The following is a 26,182-nucleotide window of genomic DNA, read 5'->3' on the forward strand; positions in this document are numbered from 1 at the left end:
ACCGGGCCAGTGCCCGAAACGGGCACCCGGCCTCGTCCTGCCCTTGTGGCTTTCAGGCGCCGCGGGTCAGGCGCCGCGGGTGTCGTAGGTCTCGCGGTTGGCCAGCACATCGTCCATGTGCACCTCGGCCCAGGCCTTGAGGCCGCGCATCATCCCGTACAACGACAGGCCGAGATCGGTCAGCTCGTAGGAGACGGTGACGGGCACGGTCGGCACCACGGTGCGGGACACCAGGCCGTCGCGCTCCAGGGAGCGCAGCGTCTGGGTGAGCATCTTCTGGCTGACACCGGCCAGCAGGCGCAGCAGCTCCGAGTAGCGCAACGCCCGGGGCTCGCCGGCGCAGTCGGCGCCCGGCCGGTGAGGGGCGTCGCTGCCGAGCCCGGCCAGGATCAGTGCGACCCATTTGTCGGAGATCCGGTCGAGCAGTTTGCGGCTGGGGCAGACCGCCAGGAATGCGTCGTACTCCACCTTGGCCTGTGCCCTCTGCTGGGCCGCCGTCACCGTCGCCATCGGCTGCTCCTCTCACCCACGGGTGCCTTACGCACTCCGAAGTACCTACTTCCTGTCAGGAAGCTACTCACCAATGATGGTGCAGGGCGCCGACAGGCACCACCACCTCGCTGACACGAAAGGCAAGAGAATGGGCACGTTCCCCGCGACGCTTCCCGGCGGCACCTGGAACCTGGGCGACCTGACCGTCACCCGGTTCGGCTATGGCGCCATGCAGCTCACCGGCCCCTGGGTCATGGGCCCGCCCGCCGACCACGACGGCGCGCTCGCTGTTCTGCGCGAGGCCGTCGGCCTCGGGATCACCCACGTCGACACCGTCGACGCCTACGGCCCGCACATCACCAACCAGCTGATCCGTGAAGCCCTGCACCCGTACCGCGACTCGCTGCACATCGTGACCAAGGTCGGCACGACCCGGGACCAGGAGGGAGGCTGGCCCCCGGCCCGCAAGCCCGAAGACCTGCGCAGGGCCGTCCAGGAGAACCTGGAGAACCTCGGCCTCGACACGCTGGACGTGGTCAACCTCCGGCTCGGCGACGCCCAGGGTCCCCAGCCGGGCTCGCTCGCCGAGGCCTTCGAAACACTCGTCGAACTCCAGCAGCAGGGCTTGATCCGGCACCTCGGCGTGAGCAACGCGACGGCGGAACAGGTCGCCGAGGCACTCTCGATCGCGCCCATCGTGTGCGTCCAGAACATGTACAACCTCGCCCACCGCCACGACGACGAGCTGATCGACGAACTCGCCGAACAGGACGTCGCCTACGTGCCCTTCTTCCCCCTCGGCGGCTTCAGCCCGCTACAGTCCTCCGCGCTCACGGCGGTGGCCTCCCGGCTGGACGCGACGCCGATGTCGGTCGCCCTGGCCTGGCTGCTGCGGCGGTCGCCGAACATCCTGCTGATCCCCGGCACCTCGTCGGTGGCACACCTGCGAGAGAACGTCGCAGGCGCGGGACTCCAGCTCTCCGACGACGATCTCGCCGCGCTGGACGACATCGGCCGCTAGGCAGTTCGTTTGACATCGAGGCGATCGGCCGCGCCGGCCGTACCACGGCCGGGCGTACCGTCGCCGTGCTGCGGGCCGAGGAGTGCGCAACGCGAGCGCCCGCAGGCGGGCGACAGGCCGTCGACCCTGACCGACGGGCGGCGGGAGGTGGGACTCTGGCCTTACGTCAGCCAGTCCCCCGTACGCCGCAAGTCTGATCATGAACCCATCCCTGCGCCGTACGGGGGGCGAGTGCGCCTGAACGAAGACTGGAGGCGATCCGCTCCAGCAGTACGCGCAGCAGGGGCTTCGTTGGGAGCGCTGCGACGCGGGCGGGCCGGCGGGGTTCGAGTGCGCGAAGGTCAAGGTGCCTCTGGACTACGGCAACCCCGGGGGCCGGAGGATCGACCTCGCGATATCGCGGATCCATGGCTCCGGCTCTGACCGACGACCGGGTGAATCGTGCTGAACCACTCCTGCCGATGAGCAGCTGAGAGAAGGACATCGAGATCCTCGCCCTGTGCCACCAACCACTCGCACTTCAGCGACAGGTCGGCAGGCCCACGTCCACCGCCACCGACCGCGCCGTCCTCGGCGGCACACTCCACGAGTACCAACACGCGGCCTGAACAGGGCGGATGGCGTTTTCGCCAGGAGCAGGTCCGGAGCCGCCCGATCTGACAACGTTTCGGTTGCGGTGGACGGCAATCCGGTCCCGAGTCTTCCCGGGCCTATGCGACACGTGACATTTTACATGTCACACATCGAGCGGTCGCGTGCCCCAACACGCGGTCACAACGGCCCCGGAGGCCCCCACAGATGCGTCTCTCCCGGATATCGAAGGTCAACGCGCGCAGACTCCCCGCGCTCGGCGCGGCCCTCTTCATCGCGCTCGGCCTGTTCACACCGCAGAGCCAGGCCGCCCCCGTCGGCGCCACGACCCCGGCTGGCGCGAACGCCGCCGGACCCGCCACCCAGGCGCCGCGGTCCATCCCGGTCCCCAAGTCACCCGACGCCAGGAACAACAGCTCCTTCAAGCTCTTCGCCCAGGACCACGCAGAGGAGGCCACCGCGCCGGGCGCCCCGGTCAGCGAGCCCGCCAAGGCGGCCAAGCAGTTCTCGGCCACCGCCGGGGAACCCTGCCCGAACCTGTCCGGAGTGATCAACGCCACGGGCAGCGCGTTGGTCCAGCAGCTCAAGGCACTGCCGAACGTCCCCTGCGCCTACCCGCTGTTCAACCTCACCGGCGCCGACGCCGGGAAGGCCTTCCGCGAGTCCCAGATGGTGACCGTCGCCAACGCACTGCGCGACACCTCCGCCACCTACTCGGGCGACAACAGCACGTCCATCGGGCAGCTGGTGATGTTCCTGCGCGCCGGCTACTACGTGCAGGAGACCCGCCCGAACGAGGTCGGCAGCTACGGCGCCACCCTGGACACTGCGGCCCGCGGCGCGCTGGACGCCTTCTTCGCCGCCCCGCACAGCAAGGACGTCACCGACGCCAACGGCGACACCCTCAACGAGGTCGTCACGGTGATCGGCCAGACCCACACGCTCGGCCGGTACGCCAGCGTCGTCAAGTGGGTGCTCGCCAACTACAACGGCACCTGGCCCCAGTCGATGACCCTCTCCCTGGACCACTTCGAGTGGGTCATCAAGGACGGCTTCGACTCCAAGACCGACAGCCAGGGCTGGAAGGCCGCCCTCAAGACCGACCCCAGCATCCTCGACACCTGGGCCGGATTCATCACCCGCAACGACTCCCAGCTGAACCGCCTGGACATCGTCAGCAACATCGGCCGCTACCTCGGTTACGCCCTCGACGTCCCCGAGCTCAAGGACCGGCTGCGGCCACTGCTCAAGGACTTGATCAACCGCTACCCGAACGTCGGCCCCACCGCCCCGATCACCATGAACCTGGGCTGGGCCACCCGCCAGTTCGACAAGGGCAACTGCGCGGCCTACGCCATCTGCGACCTGAGCGACCGTCTGCTCCCGGTGATCCTGCCGATCCAGCGGATCTGCAACCCGGGGCTGAAGATCCGCGCCCAGGACATGTCCCCCGGGCAGCTGGCCACCACCTGCACCAGCCTGATCAACCAGGACGCCTACTTCCACAAGGTGATCGGCGACAAGGGCGCGATCCCCGGTGACGTGAACACCAACCTGGAGGTCGTCGTCTTCGACGACTACACCCAGTACTCGCTGTACGCCTGGGCCTTCTACGACATCGACGTGGACAACGGCGGCATGTACGAGGAGGGCGACCCGGCCAAGCCCGGCAACCAGGCCCGCTTCATCGCCCACGAGGCCAGCTGGCTGCGCCCCGACTTCCAGATCTGGAACCTCAACCACGAGTACACCCACTACCTCGACGGCCGCTACAACATGTACGGCGACTTCGAGGCCAGCCAGACCACCCCGACCATCTGGTGGGTCGAAGGCATCGCCGAGAACATCTCGTACGGCTACCGCAACGAGCGCAACACCGCCGCGATCAACGAGGCCAGTAAGAACACCTACAAGCTCAGCGAGCTGTTCGACACCGTCTACGGCCAGGAGGCGGACGCCGACGTCAACTCGAACCGGGTCTACCGGTGGGGCTGGCTGGCGGTCCGCTACATGCTCCAGGAACACCGCGCGGACATCGAGACCGTGCTCACCAAGTACCGCGCCGGCGACTGGAACGGTGCCCGCACCTTCCTGAAGCAGACCATCGGCACCAGCTACGACGCCGGCTTCGCCACCTGGCTGAAGACCACCTGCGCGACCAACGACTGCGGTCCCCTGCCGGAGGCCCCGGCCCCGGCCGCACCGCTCTGCACCATCGCCGACCCGCGCCAGTTCGACAAGAACTGCCGCCGCGACAACCTCGCGGCCACCACCGGCAACTACAGCTTCCACTTCCTGTACCTGCCGGCCGGCGTCAAGCAACTGACCATCACCAGCAGCGGCGGCACCGGCAACGCCGACCTGTACTACGGCGGCAGCAGCTGGGCCACCACCAGCAGCTACCAGGCGAAGTCCACCAACCCTGGCGACAACGAGACCCTGACCATCAACAACCCGCCGTCCGGCTGGGTCTACTTCAGCCTCGCCGCCCAGCAGGACTTCACCGGCGTCAGCGTCACCACGCAGTACCAGTAACCGCGCACCCACGACCTCGGGCGAGCGGTGAAGGGCCCGGACGTGTAAGGGTTCCTGTGCAAGTAGCCGTTGTCGTACCGATCAAGGGGCCTGCCGATCGAACGGGAGTCTCGATCGGGTGATCGCGGTCGGTAGCGGGCATGGCAGCAGGGCCTCGTGGTAGCTCGGAGGGCGTCTACGCCAACGAGCGATCCAGGAGGCCCTGCTTTCGCGGCTTTTCGCAGTCGCGGCGGCGGAGTCCGGCCCGGTCACCCTCGCGTGTGACTGCCTGGCACACCGGTTCGGAAACGCCGACGACAACGGGGTCCGCGGGCGGCGACCCACAAGCACGTCGACCCGGCACCCCGTCGGGTGAGGGAGGCGGACGCGGAGGCCCCCGGCAGCGGCGGGTTCAGCCCACGCTGAAGGTCTCGGCGCGGGTCGTGACGGCGGGGATCCGCGCGCACGGGACGACGGACACCTGCGCCATGACCGGGCCGCCGTTGCGGGAGAGCTCGGCCAGCAGACAGACCGTCTCCTGGGCGGTACTCCACCCGCCCGGGTACAGCACGTCCGCCATCACACCGACCTGGACGGAGGCCTCCTTCCTGACCGCGGTGACGACGTGCACCGCCGTGCCCTTGGCGAGCACCTCCAGCGAATCGACGGTCTGCGGCCCGGATTCGAAGGCCGGGGCGAGCCTGGCCGCGTACGTCCGGGCGCTCGCCTCCGCCCCGGCCGCCGCCCCTACCCGGCGCTCCTCGGTCTCGACCCGGTCGCGGTGGACCATCACCACAACGGCCGCGACCGCCAGCGCCGCGAGGACGGCGAGCCCGGTCATCACCCAGCGGACGGCTTTCATCTGATCCCATCGGGAAAGGGCCGGGGCCCGTACGGGGCCCGGCGGGTCGGACGGTCTGTCGGGATGCAGGGGCCTGTCGTCAGACTCCCGCCTGCGCACCGACGCCGGGAGCCTGACGACAGACCCTAGCTAGGAACTTCGTTGGGGCGCACAGGACCGCCGATCGTGGATCTGCCCGAGGAAGGCACTTCTGGTTCAAGGGGTGGCAGTCTCGATGGCAGAATGACGGGATGGTGACGAATCAGCCGTGGGCAGGGCTTCACGGTGACCTGCTGGCGGCGAAGGCATTGGTGTACGACCCGAGCGGTTTCGCCTGTTCGCCCCCGGTGGCCGAACCGGAGAGCGCCGAATACGCGGCCTGCCGGTTCACGATCGACGGCCGCTCGGTCCGGTTCCGCGCGGCCAAGACCACCCCGACGAAGGTGGGCCAGTTCGTCACCGTGTGGTTGCGCTCCGAGGAGGGACCGATCCGGCCCTTCGACGCCGACGACGGGGTGGACCTCTTCGTCATCAGCTGCCGCGACGACAACGGCTTCGGGCAGTTCGTCCTCCCACGCGAGGTGCTGTGCGAGCGCGACATCGTCTCCCGCAACGGCTCCGGCGGGAAACGGGGGTTCCGCGTCTACCCGCCCTGGGTGACCACGACCAACCGGCAAGCGCGCAGCACGCAGGCCTGGCAGGTGAAGCACTTCTTCCACATCGGCCAGAACGGGCCCGCCGACCTGACGCACGCCCGCACCCTCTACCACCCGTAGCCGCCCGCCGCCCGGTGCGCCTGCGCGTCTGTCGGGGTGACATCCGGGCGCGGCCCGCCCGGGGCGGCTGGCCGCGCTCTGGTACGACGGGTCTGATGTCCGCGCCGGCGGTGCGTTCCCCCCGTCCGCCGGCCGTCCCGGAGGAGAGATCGCCGTGCCCGTGCCCACCACCTTCGACCACCAGGCGAAGAACTACAGCGTCCCGCACGCCTACTGGCTGGCGAAGGCCTCCGAACTCGCCTACCAGGACGAGGCCGCCATCGAACAGCAGGCCCGCGACTGGGGCTTCGACCGGGTGCGTCACCACCAGACCCGGTTCACTCCGCCCTTCCCGCTGGAGGACACCCAGGCCTACACCATGGCCAGCGACCACATGATCGTCACGGCGTTCCGCGGCACCCAGCCGACCGAGATCCGCGACTGGCTCTCCGACTCCTCCACGCCGCCCTGGCCCGGCCCCGCCCGCACCGGCTACGTCCACTACGGCTTCGCCGAAGCGCTGGAGTCGGTCTTCCCTGACGTCCGGGACGCCCACGCCCAGCTGCGCACCAACGGCCAGACCGTGTGGTTCACCGGCCACAGCCTCGGCGGAGCCCTGGCCATGCTGGCCGGCGCCCGGTTGTACCTGGAGGACCCGCGCCTCCAGGCCGACGGCATCGTCACGTTCGGGCAGCCCCGCACCTGTGACCGGCTGCTCGCCGCCGCCTGCAACGAGGGCTTCAAGGGGCGCCTGTACCGGTTCGTCAACAACAACGACATCGTGCCCCAGCTGCCGCCGGAGCCGGCCTACACCCACGTCGAGGCGCTGAAGTACATCGACTCCTCGGGCCGGCTCCACGACTCCATGGGCCTGGTCGCCGGGCTCGCCGACCGCGCCAAGGGCCTGACCGCCGACGCGTTCGCTCCGGCCACGGCCGGTGTGCGCGACCACGCGATGAAGCGTTACCTCGCGGCCCTGGAACAGAACCTCGCCTGACGGAGTCAGGCCCTGCGGGCGGGGCGGGCGCCGGTGGGTCCACGGCCGACAGTCCGCGCCCGGCCGGCGGGCCCGGGCCGAGAGCCGAGTGAACCGATGGTACGAACAGCCTCCCCCGGTAGCGATGGGCACACGAACGTGTGTGGATGGTGACGGGCCGCCACACCACGGCCGTCCGATCCACCCTCACCACGCACCTCGAAGGATTCCACCCATGCGTACCGCGCACCGCATCCTGGCCGTCTCCGTCCTCAGCCTCCCGCTCGTCATCGGCGCGGCGACCACCGCCTCCGCCGCCGCGCCCGACAACATCCCCACCCTCAACTTCGACAGCGGCGCGTTCGCCGTCGGCCCGAACGGCAGCGCCCTCCAGGTCACCGACGCCCAGTTCGGCCCTTGCGGCTCCTCCTTCCTCACCGGCGCCGTCGCGGTCGGCCCGGGCGGCGTCGCGGGCAACGCCACCGAGACCGGCATCGGCATCGGCGGGCAGGGCTGACCCCACCCGCACCCGCACCACGGCTGCCCCGGGAGCACCTCGCCCCGGGGCAGCCGCCCATCCGAACCGGGACAGACCGTCCACCGCCTGGTGCGTGGTCACCGAGCGGCCCGGGCCGGGCAGGCAGGCTGGTGCCAGGTCGTCCGGACCACCTGGCCGCCGGGCAGCCTGTGCTCGCTGTTCCAGGTCCGGCAGCACCCGGCGGCAGGTCGACGCGGCCCGGACGGCACCGCGGACCCGACGGCCTGGCGGACGGGCACGGGCGCGAAGGCCGGCTTGCCGGGGCGGCCCCGGCGGCGCCTGGTGGAGGAAGTCGTCATGCCCGCCGTTCTGCCACCCCCGGCCCCCGTCCAACCCCGCCTCACCCGAACGGATGAGCAGCCCGGCCTGTCTACAGGTCCCGCACGAGGATCATGATCATCTGGGGCTGCTGGTTGACCTTGGCGAGGACGTTCTGACCGGCGTTCACGAGGATGTTGGCCTGGATGTACTGGGCGGTGGCCGCCGCGTAGTCGGTGTCCGTGATGCGGGAGCGCGCGGCGCCCAGGTCGGTCACCGTGGCGTTGAGGGTGTTGATGTCGGACTGGAACCGGTCCGGTGAGGAGCCGAGGTCCCCGCGCAGGGAGTTGAGCGTGTCGAGGGCGCCGGCGGCCGCGGCGAGAGGGTTGAGGTACACCTTGCCGTTGTTGAGCACGTCCACGGGCTCCGAGCGGTCCGGGTAGCCGGTGTACACGCCGTCCTTCAGCAGGGCGTAGTGGAGTGTGCCGTCGCTGTCGCCGATGTACGAGACCAGGGTTCCTGCTTCGGGTCGCGGCCACGGGACGTCCGCGGGGAGCGGTGTGCCTTCGGGCACGGTGGTCACGACCGTCCTGGTGACATCGAGGCCGGTCAGGCCCAGAGTCGAGGTGCTCATCCTCTGCATGTCGACGAGGACGACGTTGCCGTCCATCGGACCGATCTGAAAACTGTAGGACCGGTCCTTGCCCAGCACGTGGTTTCCGTTGAACTGGGTCTGCTGCCCGATCGTGTCGATCCCGCCGAGGCACTGCTGGATTTCCTGCTGGACGGCCTGGCGGTTGGCCTGGCTGTACGTGCCGTTGAGGGCCTCGGTCGCCAGCAGGCTGATGCGGTCGATGAGCTTCTCCACCTCGGCCAGCGCGCCTTCGGTGACCTGGGTGAGGGAGATGCCGTCGTTGGCGTTTCGGGCCGCCTGCCCGGAGTTGACGATGGTCAGGGTCATGTTCGAGGCGACGGCCATACCTGCGGCGTCGTCCGCGGCGGAGTTGATCCTGTACCCGGAGGACAGTTTCTTCGCGAGGTCGGTCTGGTTCGTGCCGTTGACCGCCAGGTAGCTGGCGGCGTAGAGCGACGCGGTGTTGGTGGCGGGGGACTCCATGTGGTCTTCCTTTGCGAGGGGGCCGGTCGGTCGGTGAGGCGGTGGGCGGGTCAGGCGGACGGGCCGGCGGCGGCGCCGGGGGCTTCCTGCGCCAGCACCATCCACAGGGCGAGCAGGTCGACCTCGCCGCCCGGGGAGATCGCGTCGACGAACTCGGGCAGGAAGGCGGCCAGGCCCTTCGCCGCCTCGCTCTCGCCCTGGCCCGTCGCCCGGGCGATCCGGATGACGGTGTCGTGCCCGAGGGCCCGGTCCAGGTCCTCGCCGGTGACCGGCTCGTTGGGGCCGTCGCCCAGCCAGGAGGCGGCCTGAGGGAGGCGGGCCGTCAACTCCTTGGTGTCGGCGGCGATCTGCCGGGCCGCGGCCAGCTGGTCCGGGGTCAGGTCCGCGATCCGGCCCACCGCCCTGAACAGCGCGATCTCCTCGGCCGGGATGGCGGCCACCAAGGGCGGGATCTCCTCGGCCAGGGCCGCCGCCGCCTCGGCCTCGCTCACCCCGGCGCGCTCCGCCAGGGCGGTCAGCACGCCGGACGGCAGGTGCGCGGCCACCTCCTCGCCACTGACGGACTCGTTGGCGCCCTCACCGGCCCAGGAGTCGAACTTGCCAGCGGTCTCCGGCGCCTTGGCCAGTGCCGCCAGCAGCGTGCCCAACACCGGCGCCGTGTCCGTCTTCTCGCTCATCGTGCCCCTCCGTGTTCGATCGATCTTGCGGGGGCGACGCTACTGAAGGTAGTCGGCGCGACACCAGGGGTGATTCCAGCCAGCAGATCCTGACGGATGACCGGATCGGAGCGGAGCACGCAGACGCCCGCGAATCCCGCTCCCGGCCCTGGATGAACCCTCGGCGGGCGAAACCCCCCTCGCGCCCGCCTCCTTTCGCCGTTCATTCAACGGCGAGTTCACGCGCCATCCGGCGCGGGCAACTGGCGGGGCATCGGACCTGTCGCGGATTCACCGCCGGCACCGCAGCGAGATAAACGCCGCCAGGCCACCCGTTCATCGTTTGTCTACCACCTGCTGTCAACGTGCCCCGGTACAGCTGTGAAGTTTCAAGGAGTTTCTCAATGGCACACCCGGGCACGGCCACCTCACCGACCGAACGGCGAATACCGTGGCGACCACGATGGGCGTACACGGCGGTCGTGCCGCTGTTCGCCCTCCTGGCGGGGCTCATCGGCGCGTTCCCGATACCCGCGCACGCGGTGGGCCCCGTCGCTCCGCCGCAGGCCGTACCGGCGACCGTTCAGGAACACTCGGCCGCGACCTACAACAATCAGTACGGCACCAGATGGCGGGGGGAGATCTTCGATCTCGCTCAACGTGTTGACATTCTCGCGCTGCAGGAAATCCGGGACGCGGAGCCGGACGATCCGGACATCGTGCCCGAAGCGTCGATCAACACGAACGGTTTCGAGGTCCAGAGGTACCGATGGGAGGTGTTTCCCGCCTGGACAGGCGGCACTCGCACCATCTACCGGGTCAGGACAGCCAACCGTGAAGAGCGCTCGCTGGCCCTCGTGGTGCCCCGGAGCATCGACAACGCTGCGGCGCCCGTGGTGAGAGTCATCCCACCTCAGCCGGGAAACAACGGCCAGGTGGCTATCGATGCCAAGCCCATCCTGGGCGTCAAGCTCGCGGACGGCACGTGGTACTACTCCATGCACGCCACCAACAGGGCGGGCATCAATGAGCAGAACAACGTGCCGGCCGCCATCCAGGCGGTCACGGCGACGGGCGACGCGAACTGGGCCCTGATGGGCGACTTCAACCGCGAGCCCGGGTCGCTGTCGATGGCGCAGGTGTTCGGCGACGGCCGTCGGCTCGTCAGCTCCGGCATGATGACCTACTCCAGGAAGCGCCCGACCTCCGAATACGACTACATGATCGCCCGGGGGCTGCCGGCCGACCACCAGTACACGGCGCGTCGCCTCAGCTACGTGGAGGAATCGGACCACTTTGCGGTGATGTTCAGCAAGGACCCGCTGCGTCGCAAGGACGAGACCTGTCGGCCGAACGTCCCCTCCCCGCCCCGCGCGGCGGCCGCGTCCATGATCTCTCTCGCGGCGGCCGGCGTCCCGGTCGGCGTCCCGGTCGGCGTCCCGGCCGACAGCGCGCCGCCGACGGCCTCCGCTTCCGCCGCCACAGCCCGGGAGCCGCAGCACGGGAAGGTCTCCGTCCTGACCTCCGGAGCCGCCGGCCTGGTCGCCGACGTGCCGGACGCCGCGCCCGCTCCGGGCAGCCCGGTACGGGCCGCCGCCCCCGACTGCTCCGCCGGGCAGAGCTGGGCGACCTGGCAGAAGTCGGACGACACCTGGGTGATCGAGACCGGCCGGACCAACGGCACCACCCCGGCCGGACAGGGCAGCGTGCTCAGCGTCCCCGCGTACGGTGACCGGCTGGCCGTGCGGCCGATCGAGAACGACGCGACGAGCGGCAAGCCCGACGGCAGCCCCGGCCAGCGCTGGCGCTTCGTCGCCGACGGCGCGGGCGGCTACCGCATCACCACGGCCACCGACGGCCGTTGCCTCACCCTGGACGGCAACGCGCTGACGGTGGCGCCGTGCGACGGCTCCGACCGGCAGGGCTGGCACCTGTCCGTGCCGTGCTCCGGCGCCGGCCACACCGTCCCCGGCTTCCCCGACCTGCCGTGGCCGACCGTCGCGGACCGCCCCGAGGTGACCTGGCCGTCGCTGCCAGGGCACCCGGCGATCCCGTGGCCGTCCGTCCCGGGCTTCCCGGGCGTCCCGATGCCCGGCCACCCCGACCTGCCTGAGCTGCGCTGGCCCGGCTTCCCCGCTCTGCCCACCACGGCGTGGCCCGCCATCTCCGGCCACCCCGAGGCGACCTGGCCGGCCGTCCCCGGCTCCCCGACCGTCCCGTGGCCCGCCATGCCGGGCCACCCCGGCGTCCCGTGGCCGGTGCTGCCGCTGCCCGGCAACGGCAACGACGACGGCAAGGCCCTGATCCCCGGGCTGCCGAGCGCCGCCGACCCGGCGATCCCGGGGCACCCGGACCTGGCCTGGCCCACCGTGCCGGGCTTCCCGCAGGTGAAGTGGCCCTCGGTGCCCGGCTCGCCGAACGTGCCGTGGCCGGGCCACCCCGACCTGCCGGACGCGCCGGGGACGGGCGGGCCCTCGCTTCCGGACGTCACCTGGCCGACGCTCCCGGGCAGCCCGCTCTGGCGCTGGCCGTCCGTCCCCGGGTTCCCCACCGTCCCGTGGCCCTCGCTGCCGGGGCTGCCGGACGTCCCGTGGCCCGCGACCACCGGCTTCCCGAACGACCCCGCCGCCTGGTCGAACCCGCCCAAGTCGCCGGAGGAGCCTCCCAAGTGCAAGCGGAAGGACCCGACGGACGGCAACACCCCTGGCGGTGACAACGGTTCCACCGGCGGCCGTCCGCCGGTGCCCGGGCCTCCGGGAATCTCACTGCCCTGGTTCCCCGCGCTGCCCATGTTCCCGCCGATCTTCGGCGGCCCGTCGACTCCCAGCGGCCCCAACGGCGGCACCGGCCCCAACAGCGGTACCGGCCCCAACGGCGGCAGTGGCAACGATGCCGGCGCCGGCGCCTACCTCCAGCCGGGCACCGGGGACGCCCTCGTACCCGACGTCCGCGGCTCCAGCACCGTGGCGGGCAACGCCGTCCAGGCCTACGAGCCGAACGGCACCGACGCGCAGAAGTGGGTGTTCTGGGACCGCGGCAACGGGAACTGGTCGATCGAGACCCGGCTCACCTACAACCGCGCCTCCGCCGCCGAGCGCATGCTGCTGGCCCACGACACCGGCCGGCACGAGAGCGTGCTCGCACCGGCCGCCGCGGACGGGCAGCCCGGCCAGCTGTGGCAGTTCAAGGACGCCGGGGGCGGCTGGACGAACGTCGTCAGCGCGGCCGGCGGCTGCCTGACCCAGCGCGGCGCGCACGAGGTACTGGCCGTCCGCGACTGCGACGGCAGCGCGCAGCAGAAGTGGAAGCTCTCCGGCACCGTGCCGACGGCCGGGGGCGGCAACGGCAACAACGGCGGCAGCACGGGCGGTGGCAGCACCGGCGGCCAGCCGCCGCTGGGCGCCGGTGGTACGCAGCCCGCGCACAACCGGACGGTGGTGCTGCAGTCGGGCAACGGCGGCCTGCTCGCGGACCTGGACGGCGCCAACACCGCCGCCGGGACGCGCATCAAGGCGCAGGGCCGCAACGGCAACGACGCGCAGAAGTGGACGCTGTGGCAGAAGCCGGACAGCCAGTGGCTGATCGAGACGAAGCTCGGCGGCGGCATGGTGATGGACCACAACCCCACCACCCACCGCACGCACCTCATCGGTGCGCAGGAGGGCAACGCCAACCAGCTGTGGCGGTTCGCCGACGCCGGGGGCGGCTGGTTCACGGTCGTCAGCGCCGCCGGCAACGGCTGCCTCACGGCGGCGGCCGACGGTGCGGAGCTGGCGATCCTCGGCTGTGACGGCACCAACGCCCAGAAGTGGCGCCTGACCGAGGCCGTCGACAACCCGTCGACCGGCGGCGGCAACGGTGGCACCGGTGGCAACAGCGGTGGCGGTGGCGGTGGCGGGAACTCCGGCGGCGCGGGCGCGGTGCCGGTCTACTCGGCGCTGCCGTCCAAGTGCCTGGACGTCACCGCCGGCAACACCGCGAACAACACCCCGATCGACCTCTACGACTGCAACAACACCGCCTCACAGCAGTGGACCCCGACCGCGACCAGCGGCGGGCTCGTCCTGAAGGCGTTCGGCAAGTGCCTGGACGTCGCCGCCGGCAACACCGCCGGCGGCACCCGGGTGGGCCTGTACGACTGCAACGCCAGCGCGGCGCAGAACTGGCGCCAGGGCGCGGACTCCTCCCTGGTCAACCCGAACTCGGGCAAGTGCCTCGACGTCGTGGCGGGCAACTCCGCGAACGGCACCGCACTGCAGATCTGGGACTGCAACGCCAGCGACGCGCAGCGCTGGGGCCTGGGCACCGTCCCGCCCCGCGCCCCGCAGCGGCCCGCGCAGCAGCCCGGCACCACCCCGGTGGTGAGCCCCGGCGTCGGTTCGTCGCAGGTCGCCACCCTGCGCTCGGCGAACAACACCATGGTCGCGGACCTCGACGGCGCGAACACCGCCTCCGGCACCTCGATCAAGGCGCTCGGCGCGAACGGCAACAACGCGCAGCGCTGGGCGTTCTGGCCCACCGCGAACGGGCGCTGGATCATCGAGACGCTGCTGACCGACGGCAAGGCCGCCGCCGGCCAGGGCATGGTCATGGACCACGACCCGGGCACCCACCGCGCCCACCTGATCCGGACGATGGACGGCAACGCCAACCAGCACTGGGCGTTCCACGATGCCGGAGGCGGCTGGTTCTGGATCACCAGCGACGCCGACAACGGCTGCCTGACCGCCGACAACGCCGGTGAGCAGCTGGGCATCTGGGCCTGCGACGGCTCGGACCGCCAGCGCTGGCGGCTCGACAACATCCAGAACGGACCCACCCCTGGCGGTGGCTCCAGCGGAGGCGGCGGCGGGAACACCGGCGGCTCGTCCGGCGGCGGCGGCGGGAACAACGGCGGGAACAACGGCGGCTCGACGGGCGGAGGTTCGACCGGCGGCGGGAACGCCGACAGCGGCGGAACCCCGCAGGCGCCCGGGGGCAGCGGGGTGCGCCACGGCGTCACCACCGTCCTGCGCTCCGGCAACAGCGGCCTGGTCGCGGACCTCGACGGCGCCAACACCGCCGGCGGCACCCGGATCAAGGCGCAGGGCCGCAACGGCAGCGCCGCACAGCAGTGGATGCTGTGGCAGAAGCCCAACAACCAGTGGCTGATCGAGACGAAGTTCGCCGGGGCGATGGTGATGGACCACAACCCCAGCACCCACCGCACCCACCTCACCAGCGCCCAGGAGGGCAACGCCAACCAGCTCTGGCGCTTCCAGGAGAGCCAGAGCTTGCCCGGCTGGTACCGGATCGTCTCCGCGGCCGACAACGGCTGCCTCACCGCCGTCAACGGCAACGAGGACCTCGCCGTCTGGGCCTGCACCTCCTCCACCGCCCAGTGGTGGGAGCTCGACGACTCGACGTTCACCGGAGGCGGCGGGGGGAACCCCGGCGGCGGCGGTGGTGGTAGTGGTACCGGCGGCGGTGGTGGTACCGGCGGAGGCGGCGGCGGGAACCCCGGAGGCGGCGGCGGAAGGGACCCGCGCTTCCCGGACGGCATGCAGCTCCCCCCGGTCTGCAACGGGCGGCAGTCCTCCGGTTCGTGGATGTGGCACGGGGACACCCTGTGCCCGGGGCAGAGCCTGGAGTCCAGGGCGGCGGAGCAATCCACCCGGCTCGTCATGCAGCAGGACGGCAACCTCGTCGCCTACTACACGCAGGGCGACGCCATCGGCGACCACACCTGGGCCGTATGGGAGTCGAAGACCGTGGGCTGCGGGGCCAAGGCCGTCATGCAGGACGACGGGAACCTCGTCGTCACCGCCGCCGACGGGCGGGTCTGCTGGGCATCGGGAACCAATGGCCGCAACGGCGCCTGGCTGATGGTCAGCCCCTTGGGTGACATCCAGATCCTGCAGGCCGGCGACGCCACCGGCGCCGCCATCGACGGGGCCCGCGCGGTGGCCGCCGCAGGGAAGGGCGACTTCCTGGAGGCCTTCATCTACGCGCTGCAGGCGATCATCAAGGGCGTCCCGAAGGTGCAGTGGCAGACGAACACCGGACACCCGCGCCTGGTGCCGCCCAAGTGCGTCGTGACAGGAGGCCGGGTCATCCCCTGCACCTGACCTTCCTCCCACGGGTGGCCCGCGTGCGCGCGGCACCCGCCGGGTGCGTCCGGACTCGCCGGCCTCTCGGAAGCCGGCCCGGTGGCCTCCACCCCGCTCTCGGGGTGGAGGCCACCGCCGTGTGCCCATCGCCGACGGCCTCGCCGGCCCGCTCCCGGAGGAGGCATGGCCAGGGGCGCGATTCAGCGGATCGGGGCGGCCCGCAGGGGAAAGTGGCAGGCGGCCAGGTGGTCGTCGGGGCCGAAGGCGGTCAACTGTGGCTCGACCTCCGCGCAGATCTGCTGCGCCGCCGCGCAGCGGGTGCGGAAGCGGCAGCCGGACGGCGGGTCGATCGCGGACGGGAGCTCCCCGGCGACGCCCCGGCTGCTCTTGGCCTTCTCCACCACCGGGTCGGCCACGGGGATGGTGTCCAGCAGGCCGCGGGTGTAGTGGTGCACCGGCCGGGCGTACACCGACGGCGCGGGGCCGATCTCCACCAGCTTGCCCAGGTACATCACGCCGATCCGGTCGGACAGGTACCGGACCACGGACAGGTCGTGCGAGATGAACAGGTACGACAGTCCGAGTTCGCCCTGAAGGTCGCTCATCAGGTTGAGCACCTGCGACTGGATCGACACGTCCAGGGCCGAGACGGGCTCGTCCGCGACGATGAGCTTGGGGCGCAGGGCCAGCGCGCGGGCCAGTCCGATGCGCTGGCGCTGGCCGCCGGAGAACTCGTGCGGGTAGCGGTCCAGGGCGGTGAGCGGCAGGCCGACCAGGTCGAAGATCTCCCTGATCCGCCGGTCGCGCTCGGCCTGGCCGTCGACCCGGTGGATGTCCAGCGGCTCGCGCATGATCGAGTGGACGGGCATCCGCGGGTTCATCGCCGCGTAGGAGTCCTGGAACATCAGCTGGACGTCCCGGCGCAGTCGGCGGCGCTCGGCCCGTGGCGCCAGGGCCAGGTCCCGGCCCTCGAACAGCAGGCTGCCGCTGGTGGGCCGCTCCAGGCCGACGATGAGCTTGCCGACGGTGGTCTTGCCGCAGCCGGACTCGCCGACCAGGCCGAGCGTCTCCCCCCGGCGGACCGTCAGGGAGATGTCGGCCACGGCGCTGACCGCGCCCACGGCCCGGCGCAGGATCAGGCCGCTGGTGACCGCGTACTGCTTGACCAGGTTCTCGATGCGCAGCAGCGGCTCGGCCGGCGCCTCCTCGGGCACCGCAGCGGCCCGCACCTCCGGGGCCCGTACGGCCGTCGCCGGGGAAGGTGCCACGGCCGCCGGGCGGCCGCCCTGCTCGGCCTCGCCGACCGGGAAGTAGCACGCGTAGCGGTGTTCCGGGGTCTCCCCGGACAGCGGCGGCTCCTGCGTGTGGCACTGCTCGGTGGCGTAGCGGCAGCGCGCGGCGAACCGGCAGCCGGGCGGCGGGGTGGTCAGGTCCGGCGGCAGGCCGGGGATCGAGTAGAGCCGGCCGCCGGACTCGGCGAAACGTTCCGGCAGCGATTCGAAGAGTGCCTCGGTGTACGGGTGGCGGGGGTGGGTGTAGAGCTCCTCGGTGCCGGTGGTCTCGACGACCTTCCCGGCGTACATGACGGCGATCCGGTCGGCCCGTCCGGCGATGACGCCGAGGTCGTGGGTGACCAGGATGACGGCCATGCCGAGCTGCTGCTTGAGGTGGTCGATGAGTTCGAGGATCTGCTTCTGGACGGTGACGTCGAGGGCGGTGGTCGGCTCGTCGGCGATGAGCAGTTTGGGCTCGTTGGCCAGGGCCATGGCGATCATGGCCCGTTGGCGCATCCCGCCGGACAGTTCGTGCGGGTAGACCAGTGCCCGCCGGGCCGGACTGGGCATCCCCACCAGGGACAGCACCTCGACGGCGCGCTCGTGCGCCTCCTTCCGGGAGGCCCGGCGGTGGATGCGCACGGACTCGGAGATCTGCCGGCCGATGGTCATCGTCGGGTTGAGCGAGGTGGTCGGGTCCTGGAAGATCATCCCGATGTCGTTGCCGCGCACCCGGTCCATCTTCTCGGGGCCGAGCGCGAGCAGGTCGCGGCCGTCGAGCAGGACCCGGCCGTCGACGACGCTGCCGCCGTTGGGCAGCAGCTGCATGATCGACATGGCGGTCATGGTCTTGCCGCAGCCCGACTCGCCGACGATGCCGAGGGTCTCGCCCACGTCCACCGCGAGGTCGACGCCGTCCAGGGCGTGCACCACCGAGCGCTTCAGCCGGATCTCGGTGCGCAGGCCGGTCACTTCGAGGAGCGCCACTGCTGATCCTCCGTCGGGTTCACCGCTTCTGCAGCCGGGTTTCGAAGGCGTCGCGCAGGGCGTCGCCGATCACGTTGAAGCACAGGATGACCAGGATGATCACGGCGGCGGGCGGATAGATCATCCACCAGCAGCCCTGGCCGGCGAAGGTGGTGCCGACGTCGAGCATGCCGCCCAGGTCGTTGTTGGGGGCCTGGAGGCCCAGGCCGATGTAGCTGAGCGTGGACAGGGCGAAGACCGCGTCGGCGATCGAGAACGTGGTGTTGACGATCGTCGTCCCGATGGTGTTGGGCAGGATGTGCTTCAGCACGATCCGTCGGCCGCCCGCGCCCATCATCCGGGACGCGGCCACGTACTCGCGGACCTTGATCGCCAGGGCCTCGCCGCGGACCAGGCGGGTGATGCCGAACCAGGAGGTCAGGCCGACCTCCAGGATCAGCATGGTCTTGCTCTTCCCGTAGACGCTGCTGAGGTAGATCAGCAGGAAGATCAGCGGGAAGGACATGAAGGAGTCGATCACCCGCATCATCAACGCGTCGATCCAGCCGCCCAGGTAGCCCGCGACCGCGCCGTACAGCGCGCCGAGGACGGCGGCGATCAGACCGGCGGCGAGGCCGATCTCCAGGCTGGTCTGCCCGCCGACCATCACCTTGCCGAGCTCGTCGATGCCGTCGTTGTCCGTGCCGAGCGGGTGCCCCGCGCCCGGCGGCAGGGTGACGGCGGAGAGGTTCACCACCGAGGTGTCGGCGTGGTAGAACAGCGGGCCGAGGAAGCAGAAGGCGATGATCGCGACCAGGACGACGACGGCGACCAGGGCCAGCCTGTTCTCGGCGAAGACCTCCGCGCCGCGCCGGAGCATCGAGCGGGGCCGCCCGGCCGGCTCCCCGCCCGGGGCGGAGGCGGGCCGACCTTCCGTCGAATCGTGTGTCAGGGCCATCAGGTGAGCCTCACTCGTGGGTCCAGCACGGCGTAGCCGAGGTCGGCCAGCAGCGAGCCGACCACGGTGGTCACCGCGGTGAGCAGGGTGGCCGCCAGGGTGATGCCGTAGTCGTTCTGCAGCGCGGCACGGGTGGTCAGCAGGCCGATGCCCTGGATGTTGAAGACGTACTCGACGATCAGCGCGCCGCCGACCAGCGCGGGCAGCGAGAGGCCGACCAGGGTGACCATCGGGATCAGGGCGTTGCGCAGCACGTGGCCGTACAGGGTGCGGCGCCGGGAGGCGCCCTTGGCCTGGGCGGACCGTACGTAGTCCTGGGTGATCTGGTCCAGCACCCCGGAGCGCATGTAGCGGCTGTAGCCGGCCACGGTGGTGACGGTCAGGGTCAGGACGGGCAGGCAGACGGCCCCGGGGTGGGTCAGCGCGTCCCCGAAGGTGGCCACCTGGTCCTGCACCGAGACCCAGTGCAGGTCGTCCTCGAACCACTGCTGGATCAGGAAGCCGATGAAGAACGTCGGCACGCCGTAGGCGACGAAGGAGAACACCGTGAAGGCGTGGTCCAGCACGCTGTTGCGGCGGGTGGCCTGGAGCAGGCCCGCCGGCACCGCGATCAGCAGCGCGAGCAGCAGCGAGGCGCCGACGATGTAGGCGGAGGCGCCGAGGGCGTTGAACAGCAGGTCGGAGATCGGGCGCTGCTGGATGTAGTCGAAGCCCAGGTTGCCGTGCAGCAGGCCGTCCAGCCAGGTCCAGTACTGCACGTAGACGGGGCGGTCCAGACCCATCTGCTGGGTCAGGTGGGCGATGTTGGCCGGGGTGGCGTGGGAGCCGAGGATCGCCCGGACCGGGCCGCCCGGCATGAGCTGCATCAGGCCGAAGGAGATGACGGTGACCATCAGCACCGTCAGGAGGGCCTGGAACAGCCGTCGGATCAGGTAGGCCGTCACCGCCGCCCCCCGAGGGGAGCGGCGGCGACGCCGTTACGGATGGCCGTCATTTCGTGTAGTACCAGTACTCCGGCTCGTAGCCCTGGAAGGGGTCACCGGCGTCGAGGTGCAGCTTCTTGGTGACCTCGCTGATCGCGAGCGTGTTGGGGGTGTAGATGACCGGCTGGACGCCCGCGATGTAGTCCTCGTAGGCGTACAGGTCGTTGACGTCGCTGCCGGTGGTGGTCTTGACGATCAGCTGGTCCAGCTTCGGGTCGGAGAAGCTCCAGACGTTCGGCCCGGCTCCGGTGGCGAACAGCGCGTCGCCGGTCGGGTAGTAGTCGGGGGCGTAGACCCAGCCCCCGTAGAGCAGGCCCTGCCACTGGCAGCCGGCCGGCTGCGCGTCGCTGCAGGCCACGCCCTCGTTGCCGATGGTGTTCTGGGTCTGGCTGACCATGGTGATGCCGATGCCCGCCTTGGCCGCGTCCGAGCGCATGTCCGCCGCCATGGTGTCCAGCGCGGCCTGGCCGGAGGGGTAGTCGAGCGTGAACGCGGCCTTGGTGCCCGCCGCGATGCCGGCGCCGCACTGGTTCGGGCCGGTGCCCGGGTCGGTGCAGGTGGCCGGGACGCTGTCGGTGTTCCAGCCGTGGCTGCTCAGCAGCTGTTTCGCGGCCGCCGGGTCGTAGGTGGCGCGCTCGGACTGGCTCTTGGGGGAGAGCGGGTTGCCGGCCGGGAGGCTGGGCACGGCGCCGGTGCTCGGGTAGCCCCAGCCCTTCCAGATGCCGTTGATGATGCCCTGCTGGTCGACGGTGTCCTGGACGGCCTTGGTGAAGTAGGGCTGCTTGAACAGCGGCCCTACGGCCGGGTTGGCGAAGTTGATCTGGTAGTACGAGATCTCGTCCAGGTAGGTCGGGGCCGGGATGTAGTAGCCCGCGCTGCTCAACGGGTTGCCCGCGTCCGGGTTCTTGGCGTTGAAGGTCGGGGAGTTCTCGGCCGGCAGGTAGCCGACGTCGATGGCGTTGGCGCCGCCGCTGCCGGCCTTCAGGTCCGCGTACTCGGTGGTGGCCGAGGTGTAGGGGACGAAGTCCACCTCGTCGAGGTGCGGCTTCTGCGGACCCGAGTAGGCGGTGTTCGGCACGATCCCGTACGCGCCGGAGGTGCCGTTGTAGTTCTTGAGCTTCCACGGGCCGTCGACCACCGACCACAGTGGGCTGCCCGCGAAGTCGCCGCCCTTGGTCGACTGCGCGCTGAGGTAGGCGTAGTCGGCCGCGCAGTCCTTCGCGGCGGCGTCCGAGCCGAACGCGTCGCTCGCGCAACTGCCCTTCTGCCCCTGGCCGGTGAGGTCCCAGGCGAGCGGCATCGGGGTGATCTGGCTGAGCTCGTCGTCGGTGAACCAGGTCTGGTTGACCGGGGTGTTGAGGGTCAGCGTCAGGGTCTGTCCCGAGGCGGTCGCCGAAGCCACGTTGTCCGGGAAGTACTTGGCGCCGATCGCCGGGTTCGGCGGGGTGTAGTAGCCGCTGTTGGACGACTCGGCCTTGGCCATGTTGATCCAGAACAGCACGTCCTGGGCGTTGACGTCCTCACCGTTGGACCACTTCCACGGCTTGACCTGGACGGTGACGGTCGTGCCGTCCGCGCTCCAGGTGGGCGCCTCGCCGAGGGACACCTCCGGGTCGAGGGTGACCTTGTCGTTCAGGCCCCAGTAGTACAGGGGGCGGTAGAACAGCTCCTGGAACTGACTGGTGTTCACCGTGCTGACCTGGGCCGGGGAGTCGAACGGCCAGATGGCGTCCGGGAAGGTGGAGGGCGCCTCGGCGACCCGCACCACACCCCCCTGCACCGCCGCTCCGGCCGGCCCCGGGTTGCCGCTGCCGCCGCCCCCACCACCGCCGCCACTGCAGGCCGCGGCGGTTGCCACGACCGTGACCAGCGCCACCACCTGCGCGAATCTGCGCGCTCCTGCGGACTTCGTCATCCTTGACTTGCCCCTCTCCCCCACGTGAACACCACGAGTTCTTTCCTTGCGCGACCTGACGGTTCGCCGACGCGGGCATGGCGATGCCGTGGCCGGGCGAGGTGAGCGGCTTTCCCGACGGCGGGAAGGCACCGGCGTCCGCGGGCTTCAGCCGCTTGCTGCGTGCTGGCCCTGCCCCGTCCGGTGCTATTAGTTAGACCGATTTTTCGAACAGAGAGAAGCCTTGGGGACGACTCGTGTTCGTCAAGTTTCCATCAAGGAAAGGATCTTGATGCTGCGTCGCGTGGTTCCGGCGGGGAGACCGGCCGGAGTTCTTACCTGCCTTTGCCGTCGCTCTGCCGAACCGCTGACCGGCACCCGGCAGGGTCGTGCCCACACCGACCGCAGGACGTACGGAGGGCACCACGATGACGACGAACACGGCGACGAGCTCGGCGACGAACACGGCGACGAACACGGCGACGAACACGGCGACGAGCACGGCGACGAGCACGGCGGCAGAGACGACCGGCAGGGCGACGGACGCGACCGCGAGCCGGGCGAAGGAGCCGGCCCGCCGGAGCGGGCTGGCCGCCGCCGCGCTGGCGGTGCTGGCCGCAGTGCTGCCGGTCACCACCGCCTCGCCCGCGCAGGCCGCCCCCACCGGGGCGGCGGGCCGGCCCGCGTGGTGCCCGACCGTCCCCGGGCACCAGGTCGACTGCACGACCATGCGCCGCCCGCTGGTGGCGGACGAGCCGCGCCTGGGCGGCATCGGCGTGAGCTACGCGGTGGTGCGCCACAGCCGCCCCGGCCCGGCCCGGGGCACCATCGCGCTCAACCCCGGCGGCCCCGGCGAGACCCTCATCGACCGCGCCGACCAGGTGGCCGGGGCACTGCAGGGGGTGCTGGACGACTACGACCTGCTCCTGCTGGACCCGCGCGGCACCGGCCGCTCCGGCCGACTGCCCTGCGACGTCACCGAGGCCGACTACCGCTTCGCCCCGCGCCCCGCCCAGCGCGAGCTCGTCGCCGACTGCGCCGAGGAACTCGGCCCGCGCGCCCGCGGCTACACCAGCGCCGCCACCGCCGACGACCTCGATGCCGCCCGCGCGCGCCTGGGCGCCCCGAAGCTGGTCCTGTACGGCCTGTCGTACGGCACCTACCTGATGCCGGTCTACGCCGACCGCCACCCCCAGCGGGTCGAGTCGATGGTGCTGTCCGGCGCCTACCCGCTCGCCTTCGACTCCCTGGCCCGGCCCGGCGCCCGGCAGGTCTCCCTGACGCTGCGCCGGATCTGCGAGCGCAGCGGGGCCTGCGACCCGGAAGGCGCCGTCCGCGACCTCACCGCCGCCGCCGAGCGGCTGCGCACCCGCCCGCTGGTGCTGACCGCCTCCCTCGGCGGCAGGCCGCGCACCGTGGTCTTCAGCGAGGACAAGCTCGCCGACCTGATGTACGAGCCCGCCACCCGAGGCATCGGCCTGCACCCCGAGGAGCCCGGTCTGCTCGGCGCGCTGCCGGCCGCCCTGCACGCCCTCACCACGGGCGACGACGCACCGCTGACCGCCCTGGTGCGCGCCGAGGTCGAGCACACCGGCACCGAGGACCAGGCCTCCTTCCTGGCCGTCACCTGCAACGACTACGCCCGCGCCTGGGACCCGGACGCCCCGCCCGCCGAGCGCCGCCGCCAGTACCGGGCCGCGCTGGCCGCCGCCGACCCGGCCGACTTCGGGGCGTTCAGCGTCAAGGGCTGGACCGAGGGGCAGACCGACGGCGGCGACAACTGCCTGTCCTGGCCGCGCCGCGGCACCGCCGCCCCGCAGCCGACCGACCTGGAGAACGTGCCCGACGTGCCCGTCCTGGTGCTCTCCGGGGACCTCGACACCAACACCCCCGAGGCCAACTCCCGTCTTTCCGCCGCCCAGTTCCGCCGCAGCGCCTTCGTCTCGGTGCCCAACAGCGGGCACATCCCGGAGATGGAGTCCACCGGCTGCGCGGTGGGCATCTCCACCCACTTCATCCGCACCGGCGCGGTCGGCGACACCTCCTGCCTCACGCACATCCCCCCGGTCCCCGTCGTCCCGGTCCCCCGCTGACCCGCTGACCCGCCGACCCACTGACCGGCCGCCCGACCCGCCGACCGACCGCCCCCGACCGGCATGACCACGCCCGCCACCAGCGAAGATGACACCATGACAGATCCCACCGCCGCCCGGCGCACCGTCCTGGTCGTCGAGGACGACCCCGGCGTCCGCAACACCCTCGACCACCTGCTGCGCTTCGAGGGCTACCGGGTACTCACCACCGCCGACGGACAGGAGGCCCTGGAGCTCCTGGAGCACCGGCGCCCCGACCTCGCCGTGGTGGACGTGGTCATGCCCCGCCTCGACGGCCTCGCGCTGTGCCGGATGCTGCGCCGGCGCGGCGACCGCCTGCCCGTCCTGGTCCTCACCGCCCGCCACCAGCTCGGCGACCGGGTCGCCGGGCTCGACGCCGGCGCCGACGACTACCTGGCCAAGCCCTTCGCCACCGAGGAACTCCTGGCCCGCATACGCGCCCTGCTCCGCCGCACCGAGCCGCTCGGCGGCGAGAGCGCCGAACTCGGCCTCGACGACCTCGCCCTGGACCCCGGCGCCCGCCAGGCCCACCGCGGCGGGCGCCGGCTCGACCTGACCAAGACCGAGTTCGACCTGCTGGAACTGCTCCTGCGCAACCAGGGCACCGTCCTGACCCGCCACCAGATCTACGAACGCATCTGGGGCTACGACTTCGACACCGACTCGCGCTCGCTCGACGTCTACATCGGCTACCTGCGCCGCAAGACCGAGGACGGCGGCGCGCCCCGGCTGATCCACACCGTGCGCAACGTCGGCTACACCGCCAGGACCGCCTGATGCTGCGCACCAGGATCGGCCTCGTGGTCCTCGCCTCCGTCCTGCTGGCCATCGCCGTGCCCGTCACCGCCGCCTACCGCGGCGTCAGCACCCTGGTCGCCGACCAGCTCGACCGGAGCCTGGAGGACCGGGCCCACACCGTGCTCGCCGCCCTGGACCTCGACCGCCCCCCGCCCGCACGGCCCGACACCGTCGAACAGCTGCTGCTGCCCGACGGCACCACCCGGCCGCTGGGGGCCCCGGGCGGCCCGGCGCTGCCGGTCTCGGACCGGGCCCGGGAGGTGGCCCGTACCGCACAGGGCGCCCACCAGGAGGACGCCACCGTCGACGGCACCCCCTACGGCATCCTCACCAAGGCCCGCCCCGACGGGCAGGGCGCGGTGATGATCGGCCAGACCTACGCCGGGGCGCAGACCGTCGACGACGCGTTCCTGCGCCGCATCACCTGGACCAGCGCCGCGGCCGCGGCCGCCTCCGCACTGCTCAGCTGGCTCGTCCTCGGCCGGATCCTGCGCCCGGTGCGACGCCTGGCCCGCGCCGCCGAACACATCACCACCACCCGCGACCTGGCCACCCCACTACCCGCCGCCGGCCGCGACGAGGTCGGCCGCCTCACCCGCGCCTTCGAGGCGATGGTCGGCGCCCTGCGCCGCTCCCGCGACCAGCAGCAGCGCCTGGTCCAGGACGCCAGCCACGAGCTGCGCACCCCGCTGACCTCGGTACGCGGCTGCGCCGAACTCCTCCAGCGCGCCCGCGGCCGGCTCGCCCCCGCGGACGAGGAGCAGATCCTCGCCACCCTGGTCACCGAAACCGTCGCACTCGACGAACTCGTCCGCGAGCTGGTCGAGTTGGCCACCGACCAGCAGACCGTGGAGGACCCGGAGCCGGTGGACCTGACGGCCGCCGCCGAGGACAGCGCCCGGCGCTTCCGGCGCCGCACCGGCCGCAAGATCACCGTCACCGCCGAACGGCCCGTGCCGGTGCAGGCCCGCCCGCGCGCGCTGCAGCGCTGCGTGGACAACCTGGTCGGCAACGCCGTCAAGTTCAGCCCGGACGGCACCCCGGTGGAGGTCCACGTCACCGGCACCCGCCTCGCCGTGCGCGACCACGGGCCCGGCATCGCCCCCGGCGACCGGCAGGCCGTCTTCGAGCGCTTCCACCGCGCCGCCGGCACCCAGTCGACCCCGGGCTCGGGGCTGGGCCTGGCCATCGTCCACGACCTCGTCGCCGCCGACCACGGCACCGTCTTCGCCACCGCCGCCCCCTCCGGCGGCGCCGAGGTCGGCTTCCACCTGCCGCCCGCACCGGAGGGCTGACGGCCCGCCCGGGTCCAGCACGTCCGCTCGGTGATCGGCGAGCCCCGGCTGA

The 26,182-nt window shown here is 71.6% G+C and carries 18 protein-coding genes; 9 read left to right on the forward strand and 9 right to left on the reverse strand.

Annotated elements, in window-relative coordinates; all coding sequences use genetic code 11:
• Positions 1–66: 66 nt before the first annotated feature.
• Positions 67–510, reverse strand: a complete 444-nt coding sequence (locus ACFWPI_RS00650; RefSeq protein WP_063351967.1) for a helix-turn-helix domain-containing protein — start codon at positions 508–510, stop codon at positions 67–69.
• 130 nt (positions 511–640) lie between these two features.
• Between ACFWPI_RS00650 and ACFWPI_RS00655 the strand changes: the two genes are divergently transcribed.
• Positions 641–1,513, forward strand: coding sequence for an aldo/keto reductase family oxidoreductase (locus ACFWPI_RS00655; protein WP_380369142.1), 873 nt, complete (start codon positions 641–643; stop codon positions 1,511–1,513).
• 798 nt (positions 1,514–2,311) lie between these two features.
• Complete coding sequence (locus ACFWPI_RS00660) at positions 2,312–4,639, forward strand: collagenase (protein ID WP_380369144.1); 2,328 nt, start codon at positions 2,312–2,314, stop codon at positions 4,637–4,639.
• Positions 4,640–5,030: 391 nt separating this feature from the next.
• Here the strand turns inward: ACFWPI_RS00660 and ACFWPI_RS00665 are convergent, their stop codons facing one another.
• On the reverse strand, positions 5,031–5,480 hold the full coding sequence (locus ACFWPI_RS00665) for a hypothetical protein (RefSeq protein ID WP_380369146.1): 450 nt from the start codon (positions 5,478–5,480) through the stop codon (positions 5,031–5,033).
• 230 nt (positions 5,481–5,710) lie between these two features.
• Between ACFWPI_RS00665 and ACFWPI_RS00670 the strand changes: the two genes are divergently transcribed.
• The 3 genes from ACFWPI_RS00670 to ACFWPI_RS00680 all read left to right on the forward strand — a co-directional run bounded on the left by ACFWPI_RS00670 (position 5,711) and on the right by ACFWPI_RS00680 (position 7,707).
• Positions 5,711–6,235, forward strand: coding sequence for a MepB family protein (locus ACFWPI_RS00670; RefSeq protein WP_380369149.1), 525 nt, complete (start codon positions 5,711–5,713; stop codon positions 6,233–6,235).
• A 154-nt stretch (positions 6,236–6,389) separates the two neighbouring features.
• The gene (locus tag ACFWPI_RS00675) at positions 6,390–7,211 is read left to right on the forward strand and encodes a lipase family protein (RefSeq protein ID WP_380334436.1); all 822 of its coding nucleotides are present in this window, start codon (positions 6,390–6,392) and stop codon (positions 7,209–7,211) included.
• Positions 7,212–7,425: 214 nt separating this feature from the next.
• On the forward strand, positions 7,426–7,707 hold the full coding sequence (locus ACFWPI_RS00680; protein ID WP_380369153.1) for a hypothetical protein: 282 nt from the start codon (positions 7,426–7,428) through the stop codon (positions 7,705–7,707).
• A gap of 391 nt (positions 7,708–8,098) precedes the next feature.
• Here the strand turns inward: ACFWPI_RS00680 and ACFWPI_RS00685 are convergent, their stop codons facing one another.
• Both ACFWPI_RS00685 and ACFWPI_RS00690 read right to left on the reverse strand, forming a co-directional pair.
• On the reverse strand, positions 8,099–9,103 hold the full coding sequence (locus ACFWPI_RS00685) for a flagellin (RefSeq protein WP_380369155.1): 1,005 nt from the start codon (positions 9,101–9,103) through the stop codon (positions 8,099–8,101).
• A gap of 50 nt (positions 9,104–9,153) precedes the next feature.
• Positions 9,154–9,780 carry a YidB family protein gene (locus ACFWPI_RS00690; RefSeq protein WP_380369158.1) on the reverse strand — a complete coding sequence of 209 codons (627 nt, stop codon included), beginning with the start codon at positions 9,778–9,780 and terminating at the stop codon, positions 9,154–9,156.
• 914 nt (positions 9,781–10,694) lie between these two features.
• Here ACFWPI_RS00690 and ACFWPI_RS00695 point away from each other — a divergent pair.
• Positions 10,695–15,866 carry an RICIN domain-containing protein gene (locus ACFWPI_RS00695; RefSeq protein WP_380369161.1) on the forward strand — a complete coding sequence of 1,724 codons (5,172 nt, stop codon included), beginning with the start codon at positions 10,695–10,697 and terminating at the stop codon, positions 15,864–15,866.
• A 182-nt stretch (positions 15,867–16,048) separates the two neighbouring features.
• Here the strand turns inward: ACFWPI_RS00695 and ACFWPI_RS00700 are convergent, their stop codons facing one another.
• The 5 genes from ACFWPI_RS00700 to ACFWPI_RS00720 form a co-directional block, all read right to left on the reverse strand.
• Positions 16,049–18,109 (reverse strand): dipeptide ABC transporter ATP-binding protein, encoded by a 2,061-nt coding sequence (locus ACFWPI_RS00700; RefSeq protein ID WP_380369164.1) that lies wholly within the window; start codon positions 18,107–18,109, stop codon positions 16,049–16,051.
• Positions 18,110–18,128: 19 nt separating this feature from the next.
• A complete protein-coding gene (locus tag ACFWPI_RS00705; protein WP_079136461.1) occupies positions 18,129–19,046 on the reverse strand; it encodes an ABC transporter permease in 918 nt (305 codons plus the stop codon).
• The gene (locus ACFWPI_RS00710; RefSeq protein WP_363581283.1) at positions 19,046–19,990 is read right to left on the reverse strand and encodes an ABC transporter permease; all 945 of its coding nucleotides are present in this window, start codon (positions 19,988–19,990) and stop codon (positions 19,046–19,048) included. The genes ACFWPI_RS00705 and ACFWPI_RS00710 overlap by 1 nt, the downstream gene beginning before the upstream one ends.
• Before the next feature lie 46 nt (positions 19,991–20,036).
• The gene (locus ACFWPI_RS00715) at positions 20,037–21,944 is read right to left on the reverse strand and encodes an ABC transporter substrate-binding protein (RefSeq protein ID WP_380369169.1); all 1,908 of its coding nucleotides are present in this window, start codon (positions 21,942–21,944) and stop codon (positions 20,037–20,039) included.
• Between the two features lie 193 nt (positions 21,945–22,137).
• On the reverse strand, positions 22,138–22,557 hold the full coding sequence (locus ACFWPI_RS00720; RefSeq protein WP_380369171.1) for a hypothetical protein: 420 nt from the start codon (positions 22,555–22,557) through the stop codon (positions 22,138–22,140).
• Between ACFWPI_RS00720 and ACFWPI_RS00725 the strand changes: the two genes are divergently transcribed.
• From ACFWPI_RS00725 to ACFWPI_RS00735, 3 genes are all read left to right on the forward strand, one after another.
• Positions 22,544–24,016, forward strand: a complete 1,473-nt coding sequence (locus ACFWPI_RS00725; protein WP_380369174.1) for an alpha/beta fold hydrolase — start codon at positions 22,544–22,546, stop codon at positions 24,014–24,016. The genes ACFWPI_RS00720 and ACFWPI_RS00725 overlap by 14 nt on opposite strands.
• A gap of 96 nt (positions 24,017–24,112) precedes the next feature.
• Positions 24,113–24,814, forward strand: a complete 702-nt coding sequence (locus ACFWPI_RS00730) for a response regulator transcription factor (protein WP_380369177.1) — start codon at positions 24,113–24,115, stop codon at positions 24,812–24,814.
• Positions 24,814–26,130, forward strand: coding sequence for a sensor histidine kinase (locus tag ACFWPI_RS00735; protein WP_380369179.1), 1,317 nt, complete (start codon positions 24,814–24,816; stop codon positions 26,128–26,130). Before ACFWPI_RS00730 ends, ACFWPI_RS00735 begins: the two co-directional genes overlap by 1 nt.
• The last annotated feature ends 52 nt before the right edge of the window (positions 26,131–26,182 follow it).

Origin of the sequence: Kitasatospora sp. NPDC058492 (assembly GCF_042720685.1) — a bacterium.
GTDB lineage: Bacteria > Actinomycetota > Actinomycetes > Streptomycetales > Streptomycetaceae > Kitasatospora.

Bases quoted from the DNA above. Each gene is read 5' to 3' on its own strand.
- ACFWPI_RS00650 (WP_063351967.1), bottom strand. From the start codon at position 510: ATGGCGACGGTGACGGCGGCCCAGCAGAGGGCACAGGCCAAGGTGGAG.
- ACFWPI_RS00655 (WP_380369142.1), top strand. From the start codon at position 641: ATGGGCACGTTCCCCGCGACGCTTCCCGGCGGCACCTGGAACCTGGGC.
- ACFWPI_RS00660 (WP_380369144.1), top strand. From the start codon at position 2,312: ATGCGTCTCTCCCGGATATCGAAGGTCAACGCGCGCAGACTCCCCGCG.
- ACFWPI_RS00665 (WP_380369146.1), bottom strand. From the start codon at position 5,480: ATGAAAGCCGTCCGCTGGGTGATGACCGGGCTCGCCGTCCTCGCGGCG.
- ACFWPI_RS00670 (WP_380369149.1), top strand. From the start codon at position 5,711: ATGGTGACGAATCAGCCGTGGGCAGGGCTTCACGGTGACCTGCTGGCG.
- ACFWPI_RS00680 (WP_380369153.1), top strand. From the start codon at position 7,426: ATGCGTACCGCGCACCGCATCCTGGCCGTCTCCGTCCTCAGCCTCCCG.
- ACFWPI_RS00685 (WP_380369155.1), bottom strand. From the start codon at position 9,103: ATGGAGTCCCCCGCCACCAACACCGCGTCGCTCTACGCCGCCAGCTAC.
- ACFWPI_RS00690 (WP_380369158.1), bottom strand. From the start codon at position 9,780: ATGAGCGAGAAGACGGACACGGCGCCGGTGTTGGGCACGCTGCTGGCG.
- ACFWPI_RS00705 (WP_079136461.1), bottom strand. From the start codon at position 19,046: ATGGCCCTGACACACGATTCGACGGAAGGTCGGCCCGCCTCCGCCCCG.
- ACFWPI_RS00715 (WP_380369169.1), bottom strand. From the start codon at position 21,944: ATGACGAAGTCCGCAGGAGCGCGCAGATTCGCGCAGGTGGTGGCGCTG.
- ACFWPI_RS00730 (WP_380369177.1), top strand. From the start codon at position 24,113: ATGACAGATCCCACCGCCGCCCGGCGCACCGTCCTGGTCGTCGAGGAC.
- ACFWPI_RS00735 (WP_380369179.1), top strand. From the start codon at position 24,814: ATGCTGCGCACCAGGATCGGCCTCGTGGTCCTCGCCTCCGTCCTGCTG.